Annotated in this window: 15 protein-coding genes; 7 read left to right on the forward strand and 8 right to left on the reverse strand. The window is 65.8% G+C overall.

The features are described 5' to 3' along the window. Positions 1 to 2,746: TonB-dependent receptor (locus N5C25_RS08345; protein WP_279936768.1), on the reverse strand; the 2,746-nt coding region annotated here is incomplete at its 3' end. 225 nt (positions 2,747 to 2,971) lie between these two features. Then, entirely contained in the window at positions 2,972 to 5,026 is a 2,055-nt protein-coding gene (locus N5C25_RS08350) for a glycoside hydrolase family 97 protein (RefSeq protein WP_262214133.1), read from the reverse strand. A 237-nt stretch (positions 5,027 to 5,263) separates the two neighbouring features. Between N5C25_RS08350 and N5C25_RS08355 the strand changes: the two genes are divergently transcribed. The 5 genes from N5C25_RS08355 to N5C25_RS08375 all read left to right on the forward strand — a co-directional run bounded on the left by N5C25_RS08355 (position 5,264) and on the right by N5C25_RS08375 (position 11,767). Then, positions 5,264 to 7,456, forward strand: coding sequence for a Six-hairpin glycosidase-like protein (locus tag N5C25_RS08355; protein WP_279936769.1), 2,193 nt, complete (start codon positions 5,264 to 5,266; stop codon positions 7,454 to 7,456). Beyond that, positions 7,453 to 8,940 carry an MFS transporter gene (locus N5C25_RS08360; RefSeq protein WP_279936770.1) on the forward strand — a complete coding sequence of 496 codons (1,488 nt, stop codon included), beginning with the start codon at positions 7,453 to 7,455 and terminating at the stop codon, positions 8,938 to 8,940. The genes N5C25_RS08355 and N5C25_RS08360 overlap by 4 nt, the downstream gene beginning before the upstream one ends. Further along, the gene (locus N5C25_RS08365; RefSeq protein ID WP_251102640.1) at positions 8,940 to 10,655 is read left to right on the forward strand and encodes an alpha-amylase family glycosyl hydrolase; all 1,716 of its coding nucleotides are present in this window, start codon (positions 8,940 to 8,942) and stop codon (positions 10,653 to 10,655) included. The genes N5C25_RS08360 and N5C25_RS08365 overlap by 1 nt, the downstream gene beginning before the upstream one ends. A gap of 126 nt (positions 10,656 to 10,781) precedes the next feature. Continuing rightward, positions 10,782 to 11,168: an SseB family protein gene (locus N5C25_RS08370; RefSeq protein ID WP_058980773.1), complete on the forward strand. Its 387-nt coding sequence runs from the start codon at positions 10,782 to 10,784 to the stop codon at positions 11,166 to 11,168. A gap of 140 nt (positions 11,169 to 11,308) precedes the next feature. Beyond that, positions 11,309 to 11,767, forward strand: coding sequence for a GNAT family N-acetyltransferase (locus N5C25_RS08375; protein ID WP_058980774.1), 459 nt, complete (start codon positions 11,309 to 11,311; stop codon positions 11,765 to 11,767). Positions 11,768 to 11,884: 117 nt separating this feature from the next. Here the strand turns inward: N5C25_RS08375 and N5C25_RS08380 are convergent, their stop codons facing one another. Both N5C25_RS08380 and N5C25_RS08385 read right to left on the reverse strand, forming a co-directional pair. Then, positions 11,885 to 12,259, reverse strand: coding sequence for a hypothetical protein (locus N5C25_RS08380; RefSeq protein ID WP_279936772.1), 375 nt, complete (start codon positions 12,257 to 12,259; stop codon positions 11,885 to 11,887). Between the two features lie 10 nt (positions 12,260 to 12,269). After that, entirely contained in the window at positions 12,270 to 13,169 is a 900-nt protein-coding gene (locus N5C25_RS08385; protein ID WP_279936773.1) for a hypothetical protein, read from the reverse strand. Positions 13,170 to 13,421: 252 nt separating this feature from the next. On the opposite strand from N5C25_RS08385, the gene N5C25_RS08390 reads away from it, so the two are divergent. Further along, positions 13,422 to 13,709 (forward strand): hypothetical protein, encoded by a 288-nt coding sequence (locus N5C25_RS08390; protein ID WP_279936774.1) that lies wholly within the window; start codon positions 13,422 to 13,424, stop codon positions 13,707 to 13,709. Positions 13,710 to 13,753: 44 nt separating this feature from the next. On the opposite strand, the gene N5C25_RS08395 is transcribed toward N5C25_RS08390, so the two are convergent. The 4 genes from N5C25_RS08395 to N5C25_RS08410 form a co-directional block, all read right to left on the reverse strand. Continuing rightward, positions 13,754 to 14,059, reverse strand: a complete 306-nt coding sequence (locus N5C25_RS08395) for a hypothetical protein (protein ID WP_279936775.1) — start codon at positions 14,057 to 14,059, stop codon at positions 13,754 to 13,756. Between the two features lie 82 nt (positions 14,060 to 14,141). Further along, positions 14,142 to 17,726 (reverse strand): ABC transporter permease subunit, encoded by a 3,585-nt coding sequence (locus N5C25_RS08400; RefSeq protein WP_279936776.1) that lies wholly within the window; start codon positions 17,724 to 17,726, stop codon positions 14,142 to 14,144. A 12-nt stretch (positions 17,727 to 17,738) separates the two neighbouring features. Next, positions 17,739 to 18,641, reverse strand: coding sequence for an ABC transporter ATP-binding protein (locus N5C25_RS08405; protein ID WP_019659375.1), 903 nt, complete (start codon positions 18,639 to 18,641; stop codon positions 17,739 to 17,741). A 131-nt stretch (positions 18,642 to 18,772) separates the two neighbouring features. Next, entirely contained in the window at positions 18,773 to 19,804 is a 1,032-nt protein-coding gene (locus tag N5C25_RS08410; RefSeq protein WP_279936777.1) for a LacI family DNA-binding transcriptional regulator, read from the reverse strand. Between the two features lie 139 nt (positions 19,805 to 19,943). Between N5C25_RS08410 and N5C25_RS08415 the strand changes: the two genes are divergently transcribed. Continuing rightward, entirely contained in the window at positions 19,944 to 20,339 is a 396-nt protein-coding gene (locus N5C25_RS08415; RefSeq protein WP_279936778.1) for a hypothetical protein, read from the forward strand. Positions 20,340 to 20,355: the final 16 nt, after the last annotated feature.

The raw sequence follows: 20,355 nt of genomic DNA on the forward strand, positions 1-20,355 counted from the left end.
AGTTCACGCCCAGCATGTAGGTGCGGCCCCACTCGATGTACTCCAGCGGGCGGTCCTTGCTGCCGGCGTAGGTGCGGTACGGCTCGTTGGTCAGGTTGCTGCCCTGCAGAAGCACGGTCAGGCCACGCAGGGCGCTGCTGTCGCTGAAGGTGTAGCTGACCTGCGCATCGGTCACGTTCTCGCCAACCACGTAGCGCAGGCTGCGGTTGCCGTTGAAGTTGCCGATCTCGCCGATGAAGTCCGACCGGCGGCGCTGGCTGACGCGTGCTTCAAAACCGCTGCGCTCGTAGTAGGCGGTGAAGTTGTACACGCGCTTGGACAGGCCCGGCAGGCTGATCGGGTCACTGCCCACGCTGGAGGCGCTCTCCGGATCCAGGATGGTGATGTCGCTCTTGTTGAAGGTCGCGCTGGCCTGCACGCCGAAGCCACGCAGGCTGTCGGTCAGCATCTCCAGCGGGAACGATGCGGTCAGCTCCAGGCCCTTCAGCGTGCCGCCCTTGCCGTTCTGCGGCGCGGAGAAGGTGCCGGTGGTCAGCACCGGCGCGGTCATGCCCGGCGGCGGCACGTAGCTGCCCAGCAGCGCGGTGAAGTCGTAGTTGTCCACCGACTGGGTATAGACGTAGCTCTTCAGGTCCTTGTAGAAGATCGCGGCCGCCACATAGGCCTTCTCGCCGAAGTACTTCTCATAGGACAGGTCCAGCGCGGTGGCGCGCCACGGATCCAGCAGCGGATTGCCGCCGCTGCCGCCGGGGCGGCCGGTGCCGGTGTCCACGCCGAACTCCAGGCCGGCGCGCATCTGGTCCACACGTGGGCGTGCGACCTGCTTGGCGACGGCGAAGCGCAGCGTCTGCTGGTGCGGGAACAGGAAGGCCAGGTTCAGGCTCGGCAGCCAATCGTTGTAGGTGCGGCCGTTCGAGTACGGCTGCACGTTGTTGCCGGCCGACTGCGAGCTGTCCCAGTAGCGCGAATCCGAACTCTGGTCGGTGTGCTGCATCTGCACGCCGATGTTGCCGCGCACGCCGACGTCGCCGATGTCGGCGTTGATGTTCAGGCGCGCCCAGGCGGTGGTGATCTTCTCCTGCACCGTCCACGACTTGGGAATCAGGTAGTCCAGGTTGTCGACCGGGTTGAAGGTCATGTAGCGGCCGACCGCGGCCGGGACGTTCCAGGCCGGGATGGTGCCGAGGCCGGCGAAGCCGAGGTTGACCGGGCGATACTGCAGGTCCGAGGCGATGTTGGCATCGCCCTGCGCACCCAGCAGGATGTTGCCTTCGGACTGGGTCTTCACCTTGCGGCGGTCGGCGTAGTTCACGCCGATGTCGATGTCCGGCGCCCACGACGCGATGGCATCGGGCAGCGCGATGGTGGCGGCCAGCTTGCCACCCTTCAGGCGGTCTTCCACCTGCGGCACCTTGCCGTAGCCGGAGCCGTAGATGGTGTTGGTCAGGAACAGCGCATCGGGATTGGAGTAGTTCAGGCCCGGGCTGATCTGCGAGAAGCCGTTCTGGCGGATCGACACGCCGACCGTATCCAGCTGTGGCATCGGGGTCAGCTGCAGGTTGTTTTCCAGGTTCAGCTCATCGCGCGTGGCCTTGGAGTAGTTCAGGTCGGCGACCAGCTTGACGCCGCTGAAGTTGAACTCGTTGTTCCAGCCGAACGCATCGATCTTGTCCTTGCGCTTGTTGTACATGCCGCGCACCAGCGGGTACACGCCGCTGGCGGTGCCGCCGGTGAACGAACCATTGGCGTTGACCTGCGGGTTGCTGACCAGCAGGCCCGGGGTGTAGTTGCCGTTGTAGTTGCTGAGGTTCAGCTCGAACTGGTTGGCGGTGTCGATCTGCTCGGCTTCGGTGTGGAATGCATCGAAGGTGCTGGTCCAGCTGTTGTTCGGCCGGAACTGGATAGTGGCCATCACGCCGTCGCGCTTGTTGTTGCCGGTGCGGCGCAGCGCCTTGATGCCATCGGAGAAATAGGTGCCTGCACCCACGCCCGGGCGGTCGCCCTTGTCGGTGTGCTCGGTGGTCCACGGCTCGTACAGGCCGACCTGGTTCTCCTGGATCGGCATGTCGCTGTGCGCATAGCCGATGGCGATGCCCAGGGTCTTGTCCAGGAACTGGTCGATGTAGCTGGCGCTGAAGCGGTTGCCGTATGGATCGACGTTGGCGGCGCGGCCCAGCGAGCTCTTCTGGTAGCGGCCACTGACCGCGATCACGCGCTCGCCGAAGCTGAGCGGGCGCGCGGTCTGCATGTCGATGGTGCCCGACAGGCCCTGGCCGACCAGCGCCGCATCCGGGGTCTTGTACACGGTCACGCCGTTGACCAGTTCGGACGGGTACTGGTCGAACTCGACGCCGCGGTTGTCGCCGGTGCTGACCACTTCGCGGCCATTGAGCAGGGTGGTGGCGAAATCCGGCGACAGGCCGCGCACGCTGATCACTTGCGCACGGCCCGCCACGCGCTGCGCGGCCAGGCCGGGCAGGCGCGAGATGGACTCGGCGATGCTGACGTCGGGCAGCTTGCCGATGTCTTCGGCGGAGATCGCTTCGACCACCGAGGTGGCGTCCTGCTTGACCGCGATCGCGCTCTCGATGCCGCGGCGGATGCCGGTGACCTGCACCGTATCGAGGTTGGTGGCGGCGGTGCCGGCCGGCGTGGTGGTGTTCTGCGTGGACTGTGCCGACGCCAGTGTCGGCGCCAGGACAACGGCCAGCGCGATGCTCAGCGCGCTGCGCTTGTGGTTCAACATTTTCCCCTCCCAGGCAATGTTGCAGATCGATTTGTGAGCGTTCCGGCGGGGCCGTGAACGTGCGACGCGGTGGCCGCTGTCGTCGCCGCTATGGTAGGCAGCGCATTCTTCGCGGGAATCACCCTGCATACGTATTCAATGGCGTTTGCAGGGATGTAATCGCTTTCAGACTCCCGCCACGGTAGCGCCGGGCCATGCCCGGCGAGCGTCACGCGGGGGCGTTCATCAATCCGATGGCGTGAAGCGAATGGCCTGCCCACCGCCCGGTGCCAGCACCAGCGTCAGTGCATCGGCACTGGTCACCTCGCGGGTTTCGCGTGCGAACGCGAATGGATTGCTGCGGAAATCCGCGCCCTCGCCATCGCGGTAGATCTCGGCGCGGTAGCGCACGCCAGGTTCCAGGAAGCCCAGCGATACCGGCAGCACGCGTCCGTGTTCATCCGTGATGCTGCCGAGGAACCAGTCGCGGCTGTTGCGGTCGCGGCGCACGATCGTCACGTAGTCGCCGACTTCGCCATCGAGCACGCGGCTCTGCTCCCAGTCCACCGCCACGTCCTCGATGAAACGGAACGCCTCGCGATGCTGCAGGTAGTGTTCGGGCAGGTCCGCGGCCATCTGGATCGGGCTGTACAGCACCACGTACAGGGCAAGCTGGCGGGCCAGCGTGCTGGGAATGGCCTGGCCGTGGCGGCCCTTCAGGCTGAGGATGCCGGGGGTGTAATCCATCGGCCCGGCCAGCATGCGGGTGAACACCAGATTGACCTCATGCTCCGGCGGGTTCGGCGGCTGGCCCCAAGCGTTGTACTCCATGCCGCGTGCGCCTTCGCGCGAGATCCAGTTGGGATAGGTGCGGCGCAGGCCGGTGTCCTTGATCGGCTCATGCGGGTTCACCGACAGGTGTCGGCGCGCGGCTTCCTCCACCACCTTCAGATGGTGGCGGGCCATGAACTGCCCGTCATGCCACTCGCGCCACAGTGGGCCCCCCGTCGAATTGCGGCGGTCGACCTGGCCGTCGTCACAGACGTAGCCGGTCTTGAACTGGTCTACGCCCAGCCGTGCATACAGGTCCAGCGCGGCGCCCAGCTGGTCCTCGTAGTGCTCGATGGCGCAGCCGGTTTCATGGTGGCCGATCAGGTGTACGCCCTTCTTCAGGCCATATGCCGACAGCGCTTCAATGTCGAAATCGGGCGTGGCCCGGGTGAAATCGAAGTCATAACCATTGCCCACCCACATGCCGTCCCAGCCCGGGTTCCAACCCTCCACCAGCACGCCACGGAAGCCGTGCGCAGCGGCAAAGTCGATCAACTTCTTCGTCTTTGCGGTGGTGGCCGCGTGCTTCGGCCCGGTCGCCCAGCTCTGGTTGTCCAGGTGCATCGACCACCACACGCCCAGGTACTTGGCTGGCTTCACCCAGCTCACATCGCCCAGCGCGTTGGGTTCGTTGAGGTTGAGGATCAGGTCCGATTCGACCAGGCCACCGGCACGGTCGGCGATCTGCAGCGTGCGCCACGGCGTGGCGAAGGGCAGGGCGCGGCGTACCTTCCAGCCTTCGGCCGAGGGCGAGAGCTGCGCGCGCAGGCGCTGGCCCTCGGTGCGGCGCAGCCACATGCCGGCGTAGTCCACCAGCGCCGCTTCGTGGATCGCCACGTGCAGGCCATCGCGGCTGCGCAGGGTCATCGGCGTATGCGCCAGCGGCATCTCGCGCAGCGGCGTGCGCTGGTAGAGGTATTCGTAGTGGATCGGTTCACCCGCGGGGATCCACCAGGCGGTGGATTCAGGCGCGATGGCGAACTCGGTCAGCTCGTCATCGATGATCGCCTCGCGCAGGTTCGGTTGCTCAGGGAACACATACCGGAAGCCAAGGCCATCATCGTAGACGCGGAACACCACATCCAGCCGCCGCCTGCTGCCGGTGGTTTCAGCCAGCTGCACGGTCAGCTCGTTGAAGTGGTTGCGGGTGAGCCGGCGCTCGCCCCACGGCTGCTCCCAGGTGTCATCGACGCTGCGCCGCTGCTGGCCAAGCAGGGCGAAATCGCGGTCCAGGCGACCGTCGCGCAGGGCAAAGCCGAGCTTCGAATCCTCCACCACGGGTTCGCCGAAACGCTCGACGCGGTAGCGGGCGGTGCCGCCGTCCAGCACGAGGCTGACCTTGAGCACCTTGCCGGGTGATTCGACGCTGGCCACCTGCGGCGCGGCCTGCGCCAGCGTGGCCACGCCCAACAGGGCCAGGCCGAACATGTGCGCGAACAGCGCGCGTACAACCGTGTGTGACATCGGCAATTCCCCTCCCAAGGCGCCGTTGGCAGACCCGGACCATAAGCCAGCGCAGCAGCCGCGCTACCGCGTGGTGCCATGAATACGTATGCAGCTGGACGCAGCCGACAGCCCCGCGTCTACCATGGGGCCAAGGCACCTTGAGGGAGGGGCCGCGCCCGCCCGCCGGCAACGACGGTGCGGACCTACAACGCGTGCAGAGAGGGAGGGAGGCCGACGGGCGCAAGCCGGTCCGCCGCTTCGATGCTGAAGATCATTTGCCTGACCGCTGCCCTGGGGGCAGCGCTGGGATCGACCGCGCAGGCGGCCGACCTGCAATTCGACGGCCGCCATGCGCGCGCCGAAGCCGCTGCCAAGGGTAGCTTCGTGCTGCATGCGCCGAAGGGCGCAGTGCAGATCGCAGCCGCACCGATGCGCAGCCAGACCGGCAGCGTGATGTTCGACGCGTTGTTCGCGCTGGCCCAGCAGGAGATGGACCAGGACCGCGTGGACGCGATCCGCGATCCCGCGTTCGACGAAGGCCGACCGGTGCCGTGCGAGTGCTTCCAGACCGGCGCGCGCTGGCCCTATGTGTGGACCCGCGATGTCAGCTTCGCCGCCGATCTGGCGCTGGCGCGGCTGGACCCGCAACGCACCCGGCAGTCGCTGCAGTTCAAGCTGTCGGCGGCGCGCGACGGGCACAGGCCCGGCCTGTTCGTGGCGCAGGACACCGGTTCCGGCGGCAGCTGGCCGATCAGCAGCGATCGCGTGGTGTGGTTCCTGGCCGCGCGCCACCTGCTGGATGATCCGGCGTTTGCCGACCAGGTCTGGCAGGCGCTGCAGGGCACGCTGGCGCAGGACCGCACGATGGTGTTCGACGCGCAGATGGGCCTGTACCGTGGCGAAACCTCGTTCCTGGACTGGCGCGAGCAGACCTATCCGGACTGGACCCGCGAGGACGTGCGCTTCATCGGCGATTCCTACGCACTGTCCACCAACGTGCTGCACTACCAGGCACTGCGCCTGGCCGAACGCCTGGCCGGCCAGCGCGGCGATGCCCGCGTGGCCGACTACAAGGCGTGGGCCGATGCGTTGGCACGGCAGATCGATGCGCGCTTCTGGCGCGAGGATATCGGCCAGTACATGAGCTACATCGGCGAAGCCGCGCACCCGGTGCCGTACGCCAAGGTCGATCTGCTTGGCCTGTCGCTGGGCATCCTCGCCGAGGTGCTGCCGCCCGAGCGCGCGCGGCGTGCGCTGGCGGCGTATCCGATGGGCCCGGCCGGCAGCCCGGTGGTGTGGCCGCAGGAGGCGCAGCAGCCGATCTACCACAACCGCGCGATCTGGCCGTTCGTCAGTGCCTATTCGCTGCGCGCGGCGCGCCAGCTGGACGATGCACCGCGCATCGCCGCCGAGATCCGCTCGCTGATGCAGGGCGCCGCGCTGGCCGGTTCCAACATGGAAAACTACGAGCTGGTCAGCCAGGCGGTGCATGTTGATGAGGGCGTGCTGAGCGGCCCGGTGGTCAACTCCGAACGCCAGCTGTGGTCGGTGGCCGGCTATCTGTCGATGGTGGTTGAAGGCGTATTCGGCGTGCAGGACGATGGCCGCGTGCAGCCCAAGCTGCCGGCCGTGCTGGTGCCCGAACTGTTCGGCAAGCAACGCCGCATCTCCCTGGAGGCCAACGGCAAGCGTTATGTGCTGGAGCGGCCGAAGCAGCTGGGCGATGGATTGCTGGTAGCGGGCAAGGTGACGACGCGTGGTGCCACCACCACCGTGCAGCTGGTCCCCGCCGCATCGGCACCGCGCAGCGTGGCGATGACGGCCGACGCCAATGCGCGCGCACCGGCCACGCCGGCCGCACCGCAGGCGCGGCGCAAGGGCAGGGGCTGGAACGTCGAGGTCGCTGCCGACCAGGTGCTGTGGCAGGACGGTCGCGCGCTCACCGCCAGCAATGGCCTGGCACGCATCGGTGACGATGGCCTGCAGCATTGCCTGAGCCTGACCCGACGCGATGGTGCATTGGAATCGCTGCACAGCCCGATGGTCTGCGTCGGTCCGCAGCAGCGACTGAAGGGTGCCGAGCGCTGGCAGTTCACCTCGGCCAGGGCCGGGCAGGTGCGCCTGCGCCTGCAGTACAGCAACCCGAATGGGCCGATCAACACCGGCGTTACCCCTGCGGTGAAGCAGCTCGTGCTGCAGTGCCCGGGCCAGCCGTTGCAGCGGCGTACGGTCACCTTGCCACACAGCGTGGCCGTTCAGGATTCGACCTCGGCCACGTTCGCCGTACCCAGGGGCCGCTGCACGGCCACGCTTGAAGACGGGTTCAACATGAGCGCGCTGCAGCACTTCGCGCACTACACCGGTAGCAAAGGCGGGCGCGAGGGCGTGCTGAACCAGGCCCAGGTGCAGGCACTAACGGTGGCGCCCGTTGCAGCCGCAGAGGTCGCACGATGAATCGCCCGGCCAAGCCGCAGCTGTCGTTCTGGCAGATCTGGAACATGTGTTTCGGCTTCCTCGGCATCCAGTTCGGATTCGCCCTGCAGAACGCCAATGCCAGCCGCATTTTCGAGACGCTGGGCGCGGATATCGACGCGGTGCCAGGGCTGTGGATTGCCGCGCCGCTGACCGGCCTGCTGGTGCAGCCGGTAATCGGCTACCTGTCCGACCGCACCTGGACGCGCTGGGGGCGCCGTCGTCCGTACTTCATGATCGGTGCGGTGTTGACCACGCTGGCGCTGCTGGTGATGCCGAACTCGCCGACGCTGTGGATCGCGGCCGGCACGCTGTGGGTACTGGATGCCTCGATCAACGTATCGATGGAGCCGTTCCGTGCCTTCGTCGGTGACCAGCTGGCGCCAAGCCAGCGTCCGGCCGGCTATGCCATGCAGAGCTTCTTCATCGGCGTGGGTGCCATCGTCGCCAGCTTCCTGCCGTTCATCCTGGCCCACTTCGGCGTTGCCAACACCGCGTCCGCCGGGGAAGTGCCCGACACTGTGCGCTATGCGTTCTATTTCGGCGCGGTGGTGCTGCTGGCGGCGATCACCTGGACGGTGGTCAGCACCCGCGAATATTCACCGGCGGAGCTGGCCGGGTTCGATGATGCCGAGCCACCGGAACATCACGCGGCGGCCGCGATCAACGGCCCGGCTTCATGGACGCGGGTGACCCTGTGGCTTGGGCTGGGTGTGTTGTTGGCGCTGCTGATCGCCTGGCGGCAAGGCGACCGGATGCTGTACGTGCTGGCCGGCCTGTGCGCCGGCTACGGCCTGCTGCTGGCGGCCGCGCGCGCGCTGCCGGCCACGCATATGCTGGCCGCCATCGTCGGCGACCTGCGCGCGATGCCGGTCACCATGCGCCGCCTGGCGTGGGTGCAGTTCTTCTCGTGGTTCGCGCTGTTCGCCATGTGGATCTACACCACCGCTGCGGTGGCCGGTACCCACTTCGGTTCGACCGTTCCACAGTCGGCCGCCTACAACGAAGGTGCCAACTGGGTGGGCGTACTGTTTGGCGCCTACAACGGCTTCGCTGCGGTGGCGGCGGTGCTGATTCCGCCGATGGTGCGTGCGATCGGCCTGCGCTGGAGCCACCTGGTCAACCTGTGGCTGGGCGGTGCCGGCCTGGTCTCGCTGATGTTCATCCGCGACCCGCACTGGCTGCTGCTGTCGATGGTGGGTGTGGGCTTTGCCTGGGCCTCGATCCTGTCGTTGCCGTATGCACTGCTGTCCGACAGCGTGCCGGCGTCGAAGATGGGTGTGTACATGGGCATCTTCAATTTCTTCATCGTGATCCCGCAGCTGGTCGCGGCCAGCGCGCTCGGCTTTGCGCTGCGCGCGTGGCTGGGCGGCCAGCCGATGCATGTGCTGGTACTGGGCGGCTGCAGCCTGTTCGTCGCCGGCCTGTGCGTGCTGCGGGTTCCGTCCCGTCCGGAGGTAGTGTGATGCGTGCTGCGTTGGCTGTTGCTGTTTCCCTTGCCCTGTTCGCCGGCCAGGCCGCGGCCGCGCCGCGCCCGGACTACGTCGGCACCACCGAGCCGTTCGCCAGCGATGCGGTGTATTTCGTGGTCACCGACCGCTTCGTCAACGGTGATCCGTCCAACGACCATCGCGACCAGGGCGGCACGCATCGCACCTTCGATATTCCGGTGCCGTGCCCGGACAAGGTGGACGGCAACATCGGCTACCTCGGTGGTGATTTCCGCGGTGTGCTCGACAACGCGCAGTACATCCGCAACCTCGGTTTCGGCGCGGTATGGATCACGCCGATCGTCGACAACCCGGACGAGGCCTTTACCGGCAGCAAGCCGATCAGCTGTACCAGCACGCTGACCGACCGCGGCAAGACCGGCTACCACGGGTACTGGGGCATCAACTTCTACAAACTTGATGAGCACCTGCCCAGCAACGACCTGGATTTCGCCGGGTTGACCAAGGGCCTGCACGGTGCTGGCTTGAAGGTGGTGCTGGACATCGTGGGCAACCACGGTTCGCCGGCCTGGACCATGCCGACGCGACAGCCGCAGTTCGGCCAGATCTTCGACAAGGACGGAAAACTGATCGCCGACCACCAGAACCTGCCGCCGCAGAAACTGGATCCGAAGCACAACCCGCTGCACGCGTTCTACAACAACATTGGACCGGTCGACAGCAAGGATGGCTCAATCTTCGACGGCAACCTGGCTGAGCTGTCCGACTTCAACCAGGACAATCCGGCGGTGATGGACTACCTGGTCGGTGCCTACCTGCAATGGACCGCGCAGGGCGTGGACGCGTTGCGCATCGACACCATCGGCTGGCTGCCGCACCCGTGGTGGCATGAATTCGTCAAGCGCATCCGCGCCGAGCATCCGGGCATGTTCATGTTCGGCGAAGCATTCGACTACGATGCCGCGCGCATCGCCGAGCACACCTGGCCCGCCAACGCGAACGTGAGCGTGCTCGATTTCCCGTTGCGCGGCGCGCTGGAGCAGACCTTCGGCACCGCCAACAAGGGCTTCGAGACCCTGGCTGAGCCGCTGCACCTGAGCGGCGGACCGTATGCCAATCCGTACGAGCTGATGAGCTTCTACGACAACCACGACATGCCGCGCCTGCAGGCCAGCGACAACGGCTTCATCGATGCGCACAACTGGCTGTTCACCGCGCGCGGCATTCCGGTGGTCTATTACGGTTCGGAAACCGGCTTCATGCGCGGCCGCGCCGAGCATGCCGGCAACCGGGCCTACTTTGGCCAAACGCGCGTGGACGCCGCGCCGCAGAGCCCGATCTTCGCGCCGCTGCAGCGCATTGCCAAGCTGCGCGAGGCCACCCCGGCCCTGCAGCGCGGCCTGCAGGTGAACGAACGCCTGCAGGGCGATGAGGCGGTGTTCTTCCGCGTGCTGCAGCATGGCGAGGTGGCACAGACCGCGCTGGTGCTGCTGAACAAGGGCGACCAGGCCAGGACGCTCACCGTGGCGCGTTACGTCCAGTCCGGCCGCTGGCGCGATGCACTGGACGGCGGTTCGTTGCAGGTGGATGCCTCCCTGAAAGCCGAAGTGCCCGCACACGGCGTGAAGGTGTATGTGCTGGATGCCGCCGTGCAGCAGCCGGCGCTGCAGGCCGAGCTGGACAAGGCGATGACCGACCAGAAGGCTCGGGACCAGCGTCTGGGACGGTGAGGGCGCCGCCGGGCATGGCCCGGCGCTACCGCTTTGGTGGGTGCCAACCTCGGTTGGCACGCTCTTCGAGCAGTCGAGCAGGCTCGACCCTACAATAGGCCCCCCCTCACGCCCTGCCGTACCGCCATGACCGACCTCGCCCCGCAGACCCCGATCGAAACCCTGCTGAAGGCGGCGATGGACGGGGCGGTGCCGATCCGCGCCTTCATGGAGGCCTTCGTCGCCTCCGAGGTGGTGCTGCTGACCGGCAGCCTGGTGACCCCCGATGGCAGCGGCTTCGACCCGCTGCTGTTCGACAAGCAGGGCACCCTGCACGTGGCCGTGTTCACCGATCCGTCGCGGGTGGGCATCTACAGCCAGCAGGCCGAACACCAGATCCGCTGGCGGATGCTGGACGTGCTGCGCCGCGTGCCAGGTGGCTACGGCGTGGTGATCAACCCGGGCACCCAGCTGGGTTTCGAGATCTCGCCCAGCGGCGTCGGCGAGATCCTCAAGGACTTCGCCCAGGGTTGATTGTCATGTAGAGCCGAGCCCATGCTCGGCTGCCGTTCGCGCAATGCCGGATCAGTCGAGCACGGCGCGACTCTACAGAAGGCTTCCCTTCGAGCGCCGTCCGTGATCCTCTTGGGCAATATCGGGATCAAGGCATTGCCATGCAATTCAGGGTATTACCCGCCGACGCACCGGAACGGCAGCAATTGGCCCAGTGGTACCACGCGGAATGGGGCCAGGACGCCGGCCTGACACTGGAAGAGGAACTGCAGCGGCTCAATCCGCCACAGGACGCCGAAGGTTTCCCGCACCTGATCGCCGTATTCGATGACGGTCAGGTGGTTGGCGCAGTCCAGCTCAAGCGGCGGGAAATGCAGGCGTTCCCACAGTACGAACATTGGCTGGGCAGCGTGTTCGTGGCCGACAGCCATCGCGGGCGTGGGCTGGCTGGCGCGTTGGTGGAGCAAGCAGCGACGCAGGCGGTGCGGATGGGGGTTTCCGATCTCTACCTGCAGACTGAGGCCCTGGACGGTGGGCTGTATGCGCGGCTGGGCTGGGCACCGCTGCAGGTAGCCGATAGCTGCAGCTATCGCGTGCTGGTGATGGTGCGTTCACTGTAAGAGACGTGCCCTGGAAGAGAAGTTTCCTGGTGCTCCGTCCAGTCAGTGAACCGGATGTGCACTTTGAAAGAGCGCGGGAGCGCAGGCTGGTGGCTGGCGACATCGGGCATCGGATGCTCAATCCGCAGCCAGGTTGCCTGCCACCAGGACAGCGTTGTGTCGTACATCGTCGCGCTCGACGTATCGCAGGAGGTCCTGGGCGAGAACGCGTTGGCTGATTGCTGCCAAACGCGCATTCTCCGCATCCGATTTACCCTGGGACTGGGCAGAGAGCAAAAGCATGTTGACGATGTGGGATGAAACTCTGGACTGCAGTTCAGCCTGGGATCGTTCTTGGCCATCCTCGTCGAACAGCAGGTGGATGGACAACGCGAGATCATCACTGTACTGGCGCTTCAGGCTGGGGAGACCAAGGGTGATGTGAAATGCCCCAAGAAGTGAGAAGGCGACGGCGACCAAGGAATGCGTTCCCAGTTGCAACCATATCTTCATGACGTATCTCCTAGCGGGGGCGGATCCATTCGCAGCGATCCAGCCTTCCGCTTACCGATCCGCATCGATAATAGCCGCCATTGAAGTTGTAGCGGATCTCGCGAGGCCAATCACCCTTGTCGACATCAATATCAATCTGTCCCCCATTCTTGATGGTGTCTGATTCAGGTAATGCCTGGCCGAAAATATCCTTGGCCGTACCTTTGATCAGTCGAGCCGCCCCTCTTGCCATTGGATTGATCTGCCAGCAAGCGGTGTCGCCGTTGTCCATCAGCAGGCAGCCGCCAACGCCTCTCCCGAAGAAATGCTCGAGTGATCGGAAAAGTGAGCCAAGGAGGTTTCCATTGATCTGCCCGTGTTGCCAGGCCGGATTGCTTGCCGTGTGCGCGATTCGGATCGCATCATCTACTGCTGGAATGAATTGGTTTGCGACATGCAGGCTGGAGAAGTACCCGCTGTCATTTGCAGGCTTTATGAACACCCATTCTTTCGACATGCGGACAACCGCTTCAAGCTGAAGTCGCTCGCCTTCTGCCAAATCTTGTGAACTGCTGTCGAAGTCGCCTTGCCCATCCCGGGTCTGCACCGGTTGGCTCGGTAGGCGCCAGCCTGGAACGTTGATGTCAGCAGCGATTCCCAATTCGCCCAGGGAAGGAGCTGGGTGGAGCCTTCTGGGAACCTCGCCAGGAGGAATGTAATTGACGGTGACGTAAAGCGCTTGGGCGGTGTGGGGGTTGACCACGAGGTAGACCTCCCAGCCACGACGGAATCCATGTGCCATTTCGCCAGCGGATTCGTATTGCCAGGATTGAGTGCAATTGCCACAGGTGACTACCTGGACTGCGTGCGCCTTGAACGTGGAAAGCGCGGAGCCTGCCAGAATCAAGCTAGCTGCAGAGATCATTTTCACAACGTGACTCCTTGGACGAACGGGTGCACCTGCTGCGGGTACACCTTCCTGATCCACGGCGTTCCCACTGATTCACCTTGCGCTTCGTGGCGATTGCCGCGTATCGGTATCCGCCGTGCGGTTCGTCGGAGATCCGAGGATCTTGATGTAGGGCATCCAATCTGGCCCCGATGGGACCATCTGCTGCATCCAAGGACCGTCGGCGTTATCCTGCAAGCGGGCTCCATGCTTCTGGTGGTTGATAACGTGACCATGGCCGCACCCTCCCATTCCCGCTCGGCGCTGATCTTCCTGATCGCGGCGATCGTTGCCGCGCTGGTGTCCATTCCGGTGCTGCGCGCGGTGGGCATGGTGCAGTGGCCGGTGTTCGTCATCGCCTGGCTGATCAACCTGGGCGCGGCTTGGCATCTGGCCCAGTGGGCGCGCCAGCAGGGGCGCTCGCGCCGGGCGTTCGGGGTACCGGCAGCGCTAGGTACGGTCGCCTCGATCGTGGTGTATGTGCTGCTGGCGTTGCTGGGGCCCAGGGCTGCGCTGCGCTGAGCGTTCGCGGCTTTCGTCGGCAGCGTGCCGAGCATGGCCCGGCACTACAGTGGAGCGGGGTAGTAGAGCAGGGCAGAGCCGGCTTCCAGCGCTTCCTCGTAGAAGGGAGCAAAGCCGCGGTAGGTATCGGTGTTGAGTACATCGACCTGCAGGCGGCCGCAGCGTAGATCCCGGATTTCATCGAAGCAGAAACGGAAGCACTCGGCCAACGCGAGGTCGAATGCATGGTGTTCACCGTCCTGCAGCAGGAACAGCATTGCCTGGTGGTGTGCACCGACGCTGGGCGCGTTCCACTCGAATTCGGCCTTGCCAGTGTATCGGCCAGTGAAACCGTAGATCATGACTGGCACGGCAGCTCTCCACAGAATCCATGTGCCCGCAGCAGCTCCGCCAGCGATGATGCCGGCCACGCTACCGGCACCACCACATACCTCATATCGTTACCTTGCGCCGGTTGTCATCGCTCACGCGGTCGATCAGCTTGTTGTACGGGTCGAAGCCCGCTTCATCCGGCTTTTCGTCCACCGTTATCGTGATCTTGGGCTCCGCACTGGTGATGTGGTGGCGCTGCAGGTACAGCACTCTCTGGTCGCGTTCCTTGCCTGAAGGCCCGTTGGCGAACACGCCGATCTCGATCCAGTCATCCATCTTCCCGTCGCTTTCCTGGCCCTTGCCATCGGCATACTGCTTGCTGGCATGCAGGTCCAGGGTCACGTCGTAACGACCGTCATCGCGCTTGCGGGCGCTGGCGGCCATCACGCGGTTGTCGTAGAAGCTGATCTTCTCGAACAGGTCAGTGACCAGCTGCTGGCGGTCGGCCGGGGTCTCGGCACGGATGTAGCTCAGCAGTTCGCGTGAGGTGGTGTACGGCGGCTGCTGGTAGCCCTTGTCCTGCAGGAAGCGCTTCAACGCGCGGTTCAGGGCCACTTCGCCGATCTCTTCACGCAGCCGGTAGAACACCAGCGAACCCTTCTGGTAGTGGATGTACTGCTGGTTTTCCACGCGCTCCAGCGGCTGTTCCTCGATGGCCTCGCCGCCGCGGCCGGACAGGTAACCGTCCAGTTCGCGCTTGAGGAACTGACGCATGTGCTGGCGGCCGTACTCCTGCTCCATCACCATCAGTGCCGAATACTGCGACAACGATTCGGACAGCACCGTGGCGCCCTGCACGTTGGCACCGATCACCTGGTGCGCCCACCATTGGTGTGCGATTTCGTGCGCGGTCACGTAGAACACGTAGTCCACCTTGTCCGGGTCACGCAGGTCGGCGATGAAACCGATGGCTTCGGAGTAGGGGATGGTGTTGGCGAACGACTGCGCGAAGCGGGCATAAGCCGGGAACTCGATGATGCGCACCTGGCGATGCTGGTACGGGGTGAAGATCGCCTCGTAGTAGGCCAGCGATTTCTGCACCGCTTCGATCATCCGCTCCACGTTGTAGCCGTGCGCCGGGTCGAAGTAGACCTCGATCGGTATGTCCTTGTACTTTGCCTTGCGCACCTCCCAGCGCGCCGACAGATAGGCGTAGAAGTTCAGCATCGGTCGATCCATGGCATAGTTGAAGCAGCGCCGGCCATTGACCGTGCTCTCATGCTGCAGATAGCCCGGGGCCAGCGCCACCTGGTCCGGTGCCGTGCAGATCGTGGTGCGGAAGTCGAGCCAGTCGGCATCGTTGGCTATGTACGTGTTGGCACGCGCGGCTTCGTCTTCCAGCTTGGGCATGCGCCGCGGCTCACCCAGGTCGCGCTTGCGCCGCTCGTTGCGGTCGGTGATCTCCGCGCCCTCGTTGTAGCCGAACGACGGCAACACGCGGCTGTTGAAGAACGTGCCGTTGTCCACGATGTTGCTCGGCGCCTGGCCGGCGGTGATGCCATTGGGCTTCTGCACCACCCGGAAATGGACACGGCGGCTTTCGCCCGGTTGCAGAGGCTTGTCCAGCCGATAGATGCGATACCCCAGGTCCTTGGCATGGAAGGCCATCGTCTGTCCGCCAAGATCGGCGGCTACCAGCTGTTTGTCATCGCCCATCGAGACATGCAGTTCCGGGATCGGCTGCGCGTGGAGATTGCGGATCGTCCAGTTCGCATCGATCACCATCGACTGCGATTCGGGGGACAGGTCCACGCGGTTGTCCACCGCCACGATGCGGGGCTGCGGCAGGTTGCGGTACTTCGACAGCTCGCGCTCGTAGCGGGCCTGCAGATCCAGCTGCTGGTCCGGAGAAAGGAACTCGTTGCGGATGTTGGTGCTCCAGTACAGCCAGCCCCCCACGCCGACGAACGCCAATGCGGCGACTCCGGCGAAGACCCCGGTCGGGCCGCGCAGGCGGCGGCCGGCCAGGGCCAGGCGCTGGCGCAGGCCCTGGCTGACACCCCGTACCCAGAAGGCCGACGCCAAGCACATCAGCGTCAGCAGGAACAACGCCCAGTAGCCCTGGAACGCCAGTTGCCCGGTCAGGAAGTGGCCGTAGCCGTTCATGTCCGAATAGGGCGCGTTGGGCCAGCTGCCGAAGTTGTACAGGTTCTGCGTGTAGTCGAGCAGGCCGAGCACGCCCTGGCCGATCATCACCACGATCAGCAATGCGTATCCGACGAACTTGTTGTTGGTGAGCACCTGCAGCACCAGCGCCAGGCCCCCCATCAGGATGTAGACCACCGAATCCAGCGCGAGGCTGCGCAGGTACAGCAGCGGCTCCAGATGCGTGTAGCCCTTGGCCAGCTGCACGCCCATCGCGGCCAGCGCGCCGGCGGCCTGGAAGCAGATGATCACGGCCAGCAGTGCGGTGAACTTGGCCAGCAGAGGCACCCAGTTCGGCACCGGCATGGCATCGGTCACTTCATTGATGCGCGCACTGCGTTCCTTCCAGACCAGCTCACCGGCGAAGAACAGCACGATGATCACCAGCAGCCAGCTGAAGGCCCCCTGCAGGCCCATGATCATCTGCGAGGTGACCGGCCAGATCGAGGTGCCGTACAGGGTCTGCCGGAACAGCGCGCTGGGCAGGAAGTTGGCCAGGCCCAGTACCAGCAGCACGATGAACGGCACGCTGCGCAGGACACCGCGTGTATCGAAGCGGACCTGGCGCAGGAACTGCTGCCACGCCGTGCTGGCAGTGAACGCCGGTATCACGCGCGGCAGTGTCGCGCGGGTGGTACGGACCACGCTGGCATCGGCAGCCGGTTGCGCCTGCCTGCGGCCCCAGCGCCGACGGCCACTGCCGCTGCGTTCGGTGCGGAACAGCGCGAAGGTGGCGGCAAACAGCGCGGCAGCCACGCCCAACCACAGGGCGCGATTGGCCAGCAGGTAGCCGGCCAGCTCGGGAACCCCGCTGTTGCGTTCGGCGGTAGACCAGTAGCGGATGGTACGGCCGAGTGCGCGCATGCCCAGCGGTTCGCTCAGCACCGCGATCCACGTATTGTCGATGTCGCGCAGCAGGGCCGCGCTGGCGCCGTACAGGACCAGGTAGGCCACCAGGCCGATGTAGACCCAGAGGATCGAGCGCGTCAGCGCTGCCAGCAGCGACAGCAGCGCGGTGGTGAACAACAGGTTCGGAATGACGATGACTGCGAACGTCCACGCATAGCCCTGCCAGCTGATCGGGCCCATGCGCTCGGGATCGACCCACGGCATGAACGGCGCCAGCCACAGGCCGAATGCGATCAGGATGTAGATCAGCAGCCCGGCCGCCAGGGCGGCAGCGATGCGCCCGGCCAGGTAATCGCGGCGCTTCACCGGGCTGGCGAAGATCAGTTCGGCAGTGCCGAGTTCGAAGTCACGCAACAGCGCGTTGCTGACGAACAGGGCGGTGACCAGCATGCCGAGCAGGGTGAAGATGCCCAGCATCTGTGCGATCACGGTGGGCGCGTTGCTGTGCACGTTGCCGGTGCCGCCACCGATCTGCACGGCGTCGCTGGACGCGGCGGCAAAGGCAAGCAGGGCGAACAGCCCGGCCAGCAGCCACAGCAGCGGGGATCGCAGCTGCTCGCGCAGCTCGAAGCGGAAGAAGTTGAGGATCATGGCGTGCTCCGCTCAGGCTGCGACGCGGCTACGGGCCTGAAGGCGCAGGCGCTGGAAGTACACGTCCTCGAGGTCGGGAGCCACGGCCGCGAAGCCGTCGCCAGGGTCGTTGGCGCTGTGCACGTGGATCACCGGGCGGCCACCGACCAGGCGGGTGGACAGCACCACGTAGCGTGCCTCATGGTCGGCCAGTTCCGAAGGATCAACCTGCTTGCGCCAGACCTGCTGCTGCAGGGCGTCGATGGCATCGGCCGGGCGCCCGGTCAGCAGCACCTGGCCTTTGTTCATGATCGCCATCGTCGGGCACAGATCGGTCACGTCCTCGACGATGTGGGTGGAGAGGATCACCGCCACGTTCTCGCCGATCGCCGCCAACAGGTTGAGGAAGCGGTTGCGCTCTTCCGGGTCGAGGCCGGCGGTGGGTTCATCGACGATCACCAACCGCGGGTCACCCAGCAGCGCCTGGGCAATGCCGAAGCGCTGGCGCATGCCGCCGGAGTAGGTGCCCAGCTTGCGCTTGCGCGCGTCCCACAGGTTCACCTGCTGCAGCAGCCCATCGACCACCTCGCGGCGCTGCGCGCGCTGCGTCAGGCCCTTGAGCACCGCGAAATGCTCCAGCAGGTCCAGCGCGCTGACTTTCGGGTACACGCCGAAATCCTGCGGCAGGTAACCCAGCCGGCGGCGCACCGCATCCTTGTCGCGCAGCACGTCGATCGGCGCCTCGCCTGGAATGCTGAGCGTCGCCGTGCCGCTGTCGGCTTCCTGCAGGGTGGACAGCGTGCGCATCAGCGACGACTTGCCGGCGCCGTTGGGGCCGAGCAGGCCGAACATGCCCCGCGGGATGTCCAGGTTGACGTTGTTGAGGGCATGCACGCCGTTGGCGTACGTCTTGGACAGCGAATCGATCTTCAGCATGCGACGTACACCTTTCCATGGGCGATGTCTGCGCGTTATCCGCGCATCCGCCGCCGTGCGCATCCGCCGTTGGTCATGGGGGAAGAATTCCGCCGTCGCACGTTGAGGCGTGGCGGAAGGCCTGGTGGCGCTTACCGGCGCAGCGACGATTCCCGCACCACCAGCTTCACCGGGATGCTCTGGCTCTGCACCGGCTGCCGGCCGATCAACGCCAGCAGGCGCTCCACCAGCAGCTGGCCGGCCTGCTTGGTGTCCTGCTGGACCGTGGTCAGCGCCGGGGACACCGAGGCCGCCAGCGGGATGTCGTCGAAGCCGGTCACCGCCACGTCCTGCGGCACCCGTAGCCCGGCCTCGCGCAGGGCGCGCATCGCACCGATGGCGATCAGGTCGCTGGCGGCGCAGATCGCATCGATCGGTTCACCGCGTGCCAGCAGCGCCTGGCAGGCTTCCTGGCCCGACGCCTCGGTGGTGATCGCATCGTGCTGCAGTGCCGGTTCGGCGGCCAGGCCGTGGTCCTCCAGGGCCGCGACGTGGCCGCGGTAGCGTTCCTGGAATTCGGGGTAATGGCTGGAGGCATGGCCGAGGAAGGCGATGCGGCGGCAGCCCTGCTGCAGCAGGTGGGTGGTGATGTCATGCCCGCCCTGGAAGTTGTCGCTGCCGATCGACACGCCGGGCTGGCCGGGCAGGGCAGCGCCCCAGCGCACGAAGTGCGTGCCCTGTTCGACCAGCCGCTGCAGGCGGTCGCGCGATTCGTGGTAGTCGCCGTAGCCGAGCAGGATGATGCCGTCGGCCTTGTTGCTGTCCTCGTAATCGGCCTGCCAGTCGGTGGACAGTTGCTGGAACGAGACCAGCAGGTCCTGCCCATGCAGCGCGCAGGCGCGGGTGATCGAGCCCAGCATCGAATGGAAGAACGGATTGATCAGCGAATCGTCGTTGGTCGGGTCTTCGAAGAACAGCAGGGCCAGCGTGCCGGCGTTGCGCAGGCGCAGGCTGGAGGCGTTCTTGTCGACCTTGTAGTTCAGCTCGCGGGCGATGCGCAGGATGCGCTCGCGGGTCTCGGCGTTGACCATCGGGCTGCCGCGCAGGGCCCGCGACACGGTTGGCTGGGAGACCCCGGCCAGGTGGGCGATGTCGAGGGAGGTGGCTTTGCCTTTGATCGTCATGGGAACGCGGGAGGGGACAGGGGGAAGGGTGCCCGGGCATGATGCCATGGGGTGGCTGCCGGCCGTCCTGGCCGTCACTGCTTGTGGCCACGGTCGCGGTCGTGCGACGGTCAACACCATAGCCTGATGGAGCCAAGCGGTGACCTTTCGCCTGTCCCCGGGTGTCCCCGACGATTTCGAGGCGCGGATCCGCATCCTTGCGCCAGAGGAGGGTGGGCGTCGCAGCCCGGCCCGGAACGGTATCCGCTGGGACTTTGCCTACGCCGATGACGCCGGGGCGCCAGAGCTGTTCATGATCTGGCCCGACTTCCGTCACGCCGAGGGCGACAGCTGGGCGACCGAGCTGCCGCTGCCGGTGGGCGAGCCCCTGTTGGCCGGCCTGACCGTGGTCAATGAGGTGCTCAGGGCGGGGCTGTACCGGGAGCGTATCCGGCCCGGCGTGCGCTTCCACTGCCATGAAGGGCCCAGGGTGGTGGCGGTGGGGGAGGTCACACGGGTCACCGGCTTGCTGCTGGATCGCCCCCTGCTTCGTTGAGGTCGGTTCCGACCCG

It is taken from the genome of Stenotrophomonas sp. GD03958, assembly GCF_029839005.1.
In the GTDB taxonomy this organism is placed as follows: Bacteria; Pseudomonadota; Gammaproteobacteria; order Xanthomonadales; family Xanthomonadaceae; genus Stenotrophomonas; species Stenotrophomonas hibiscicola.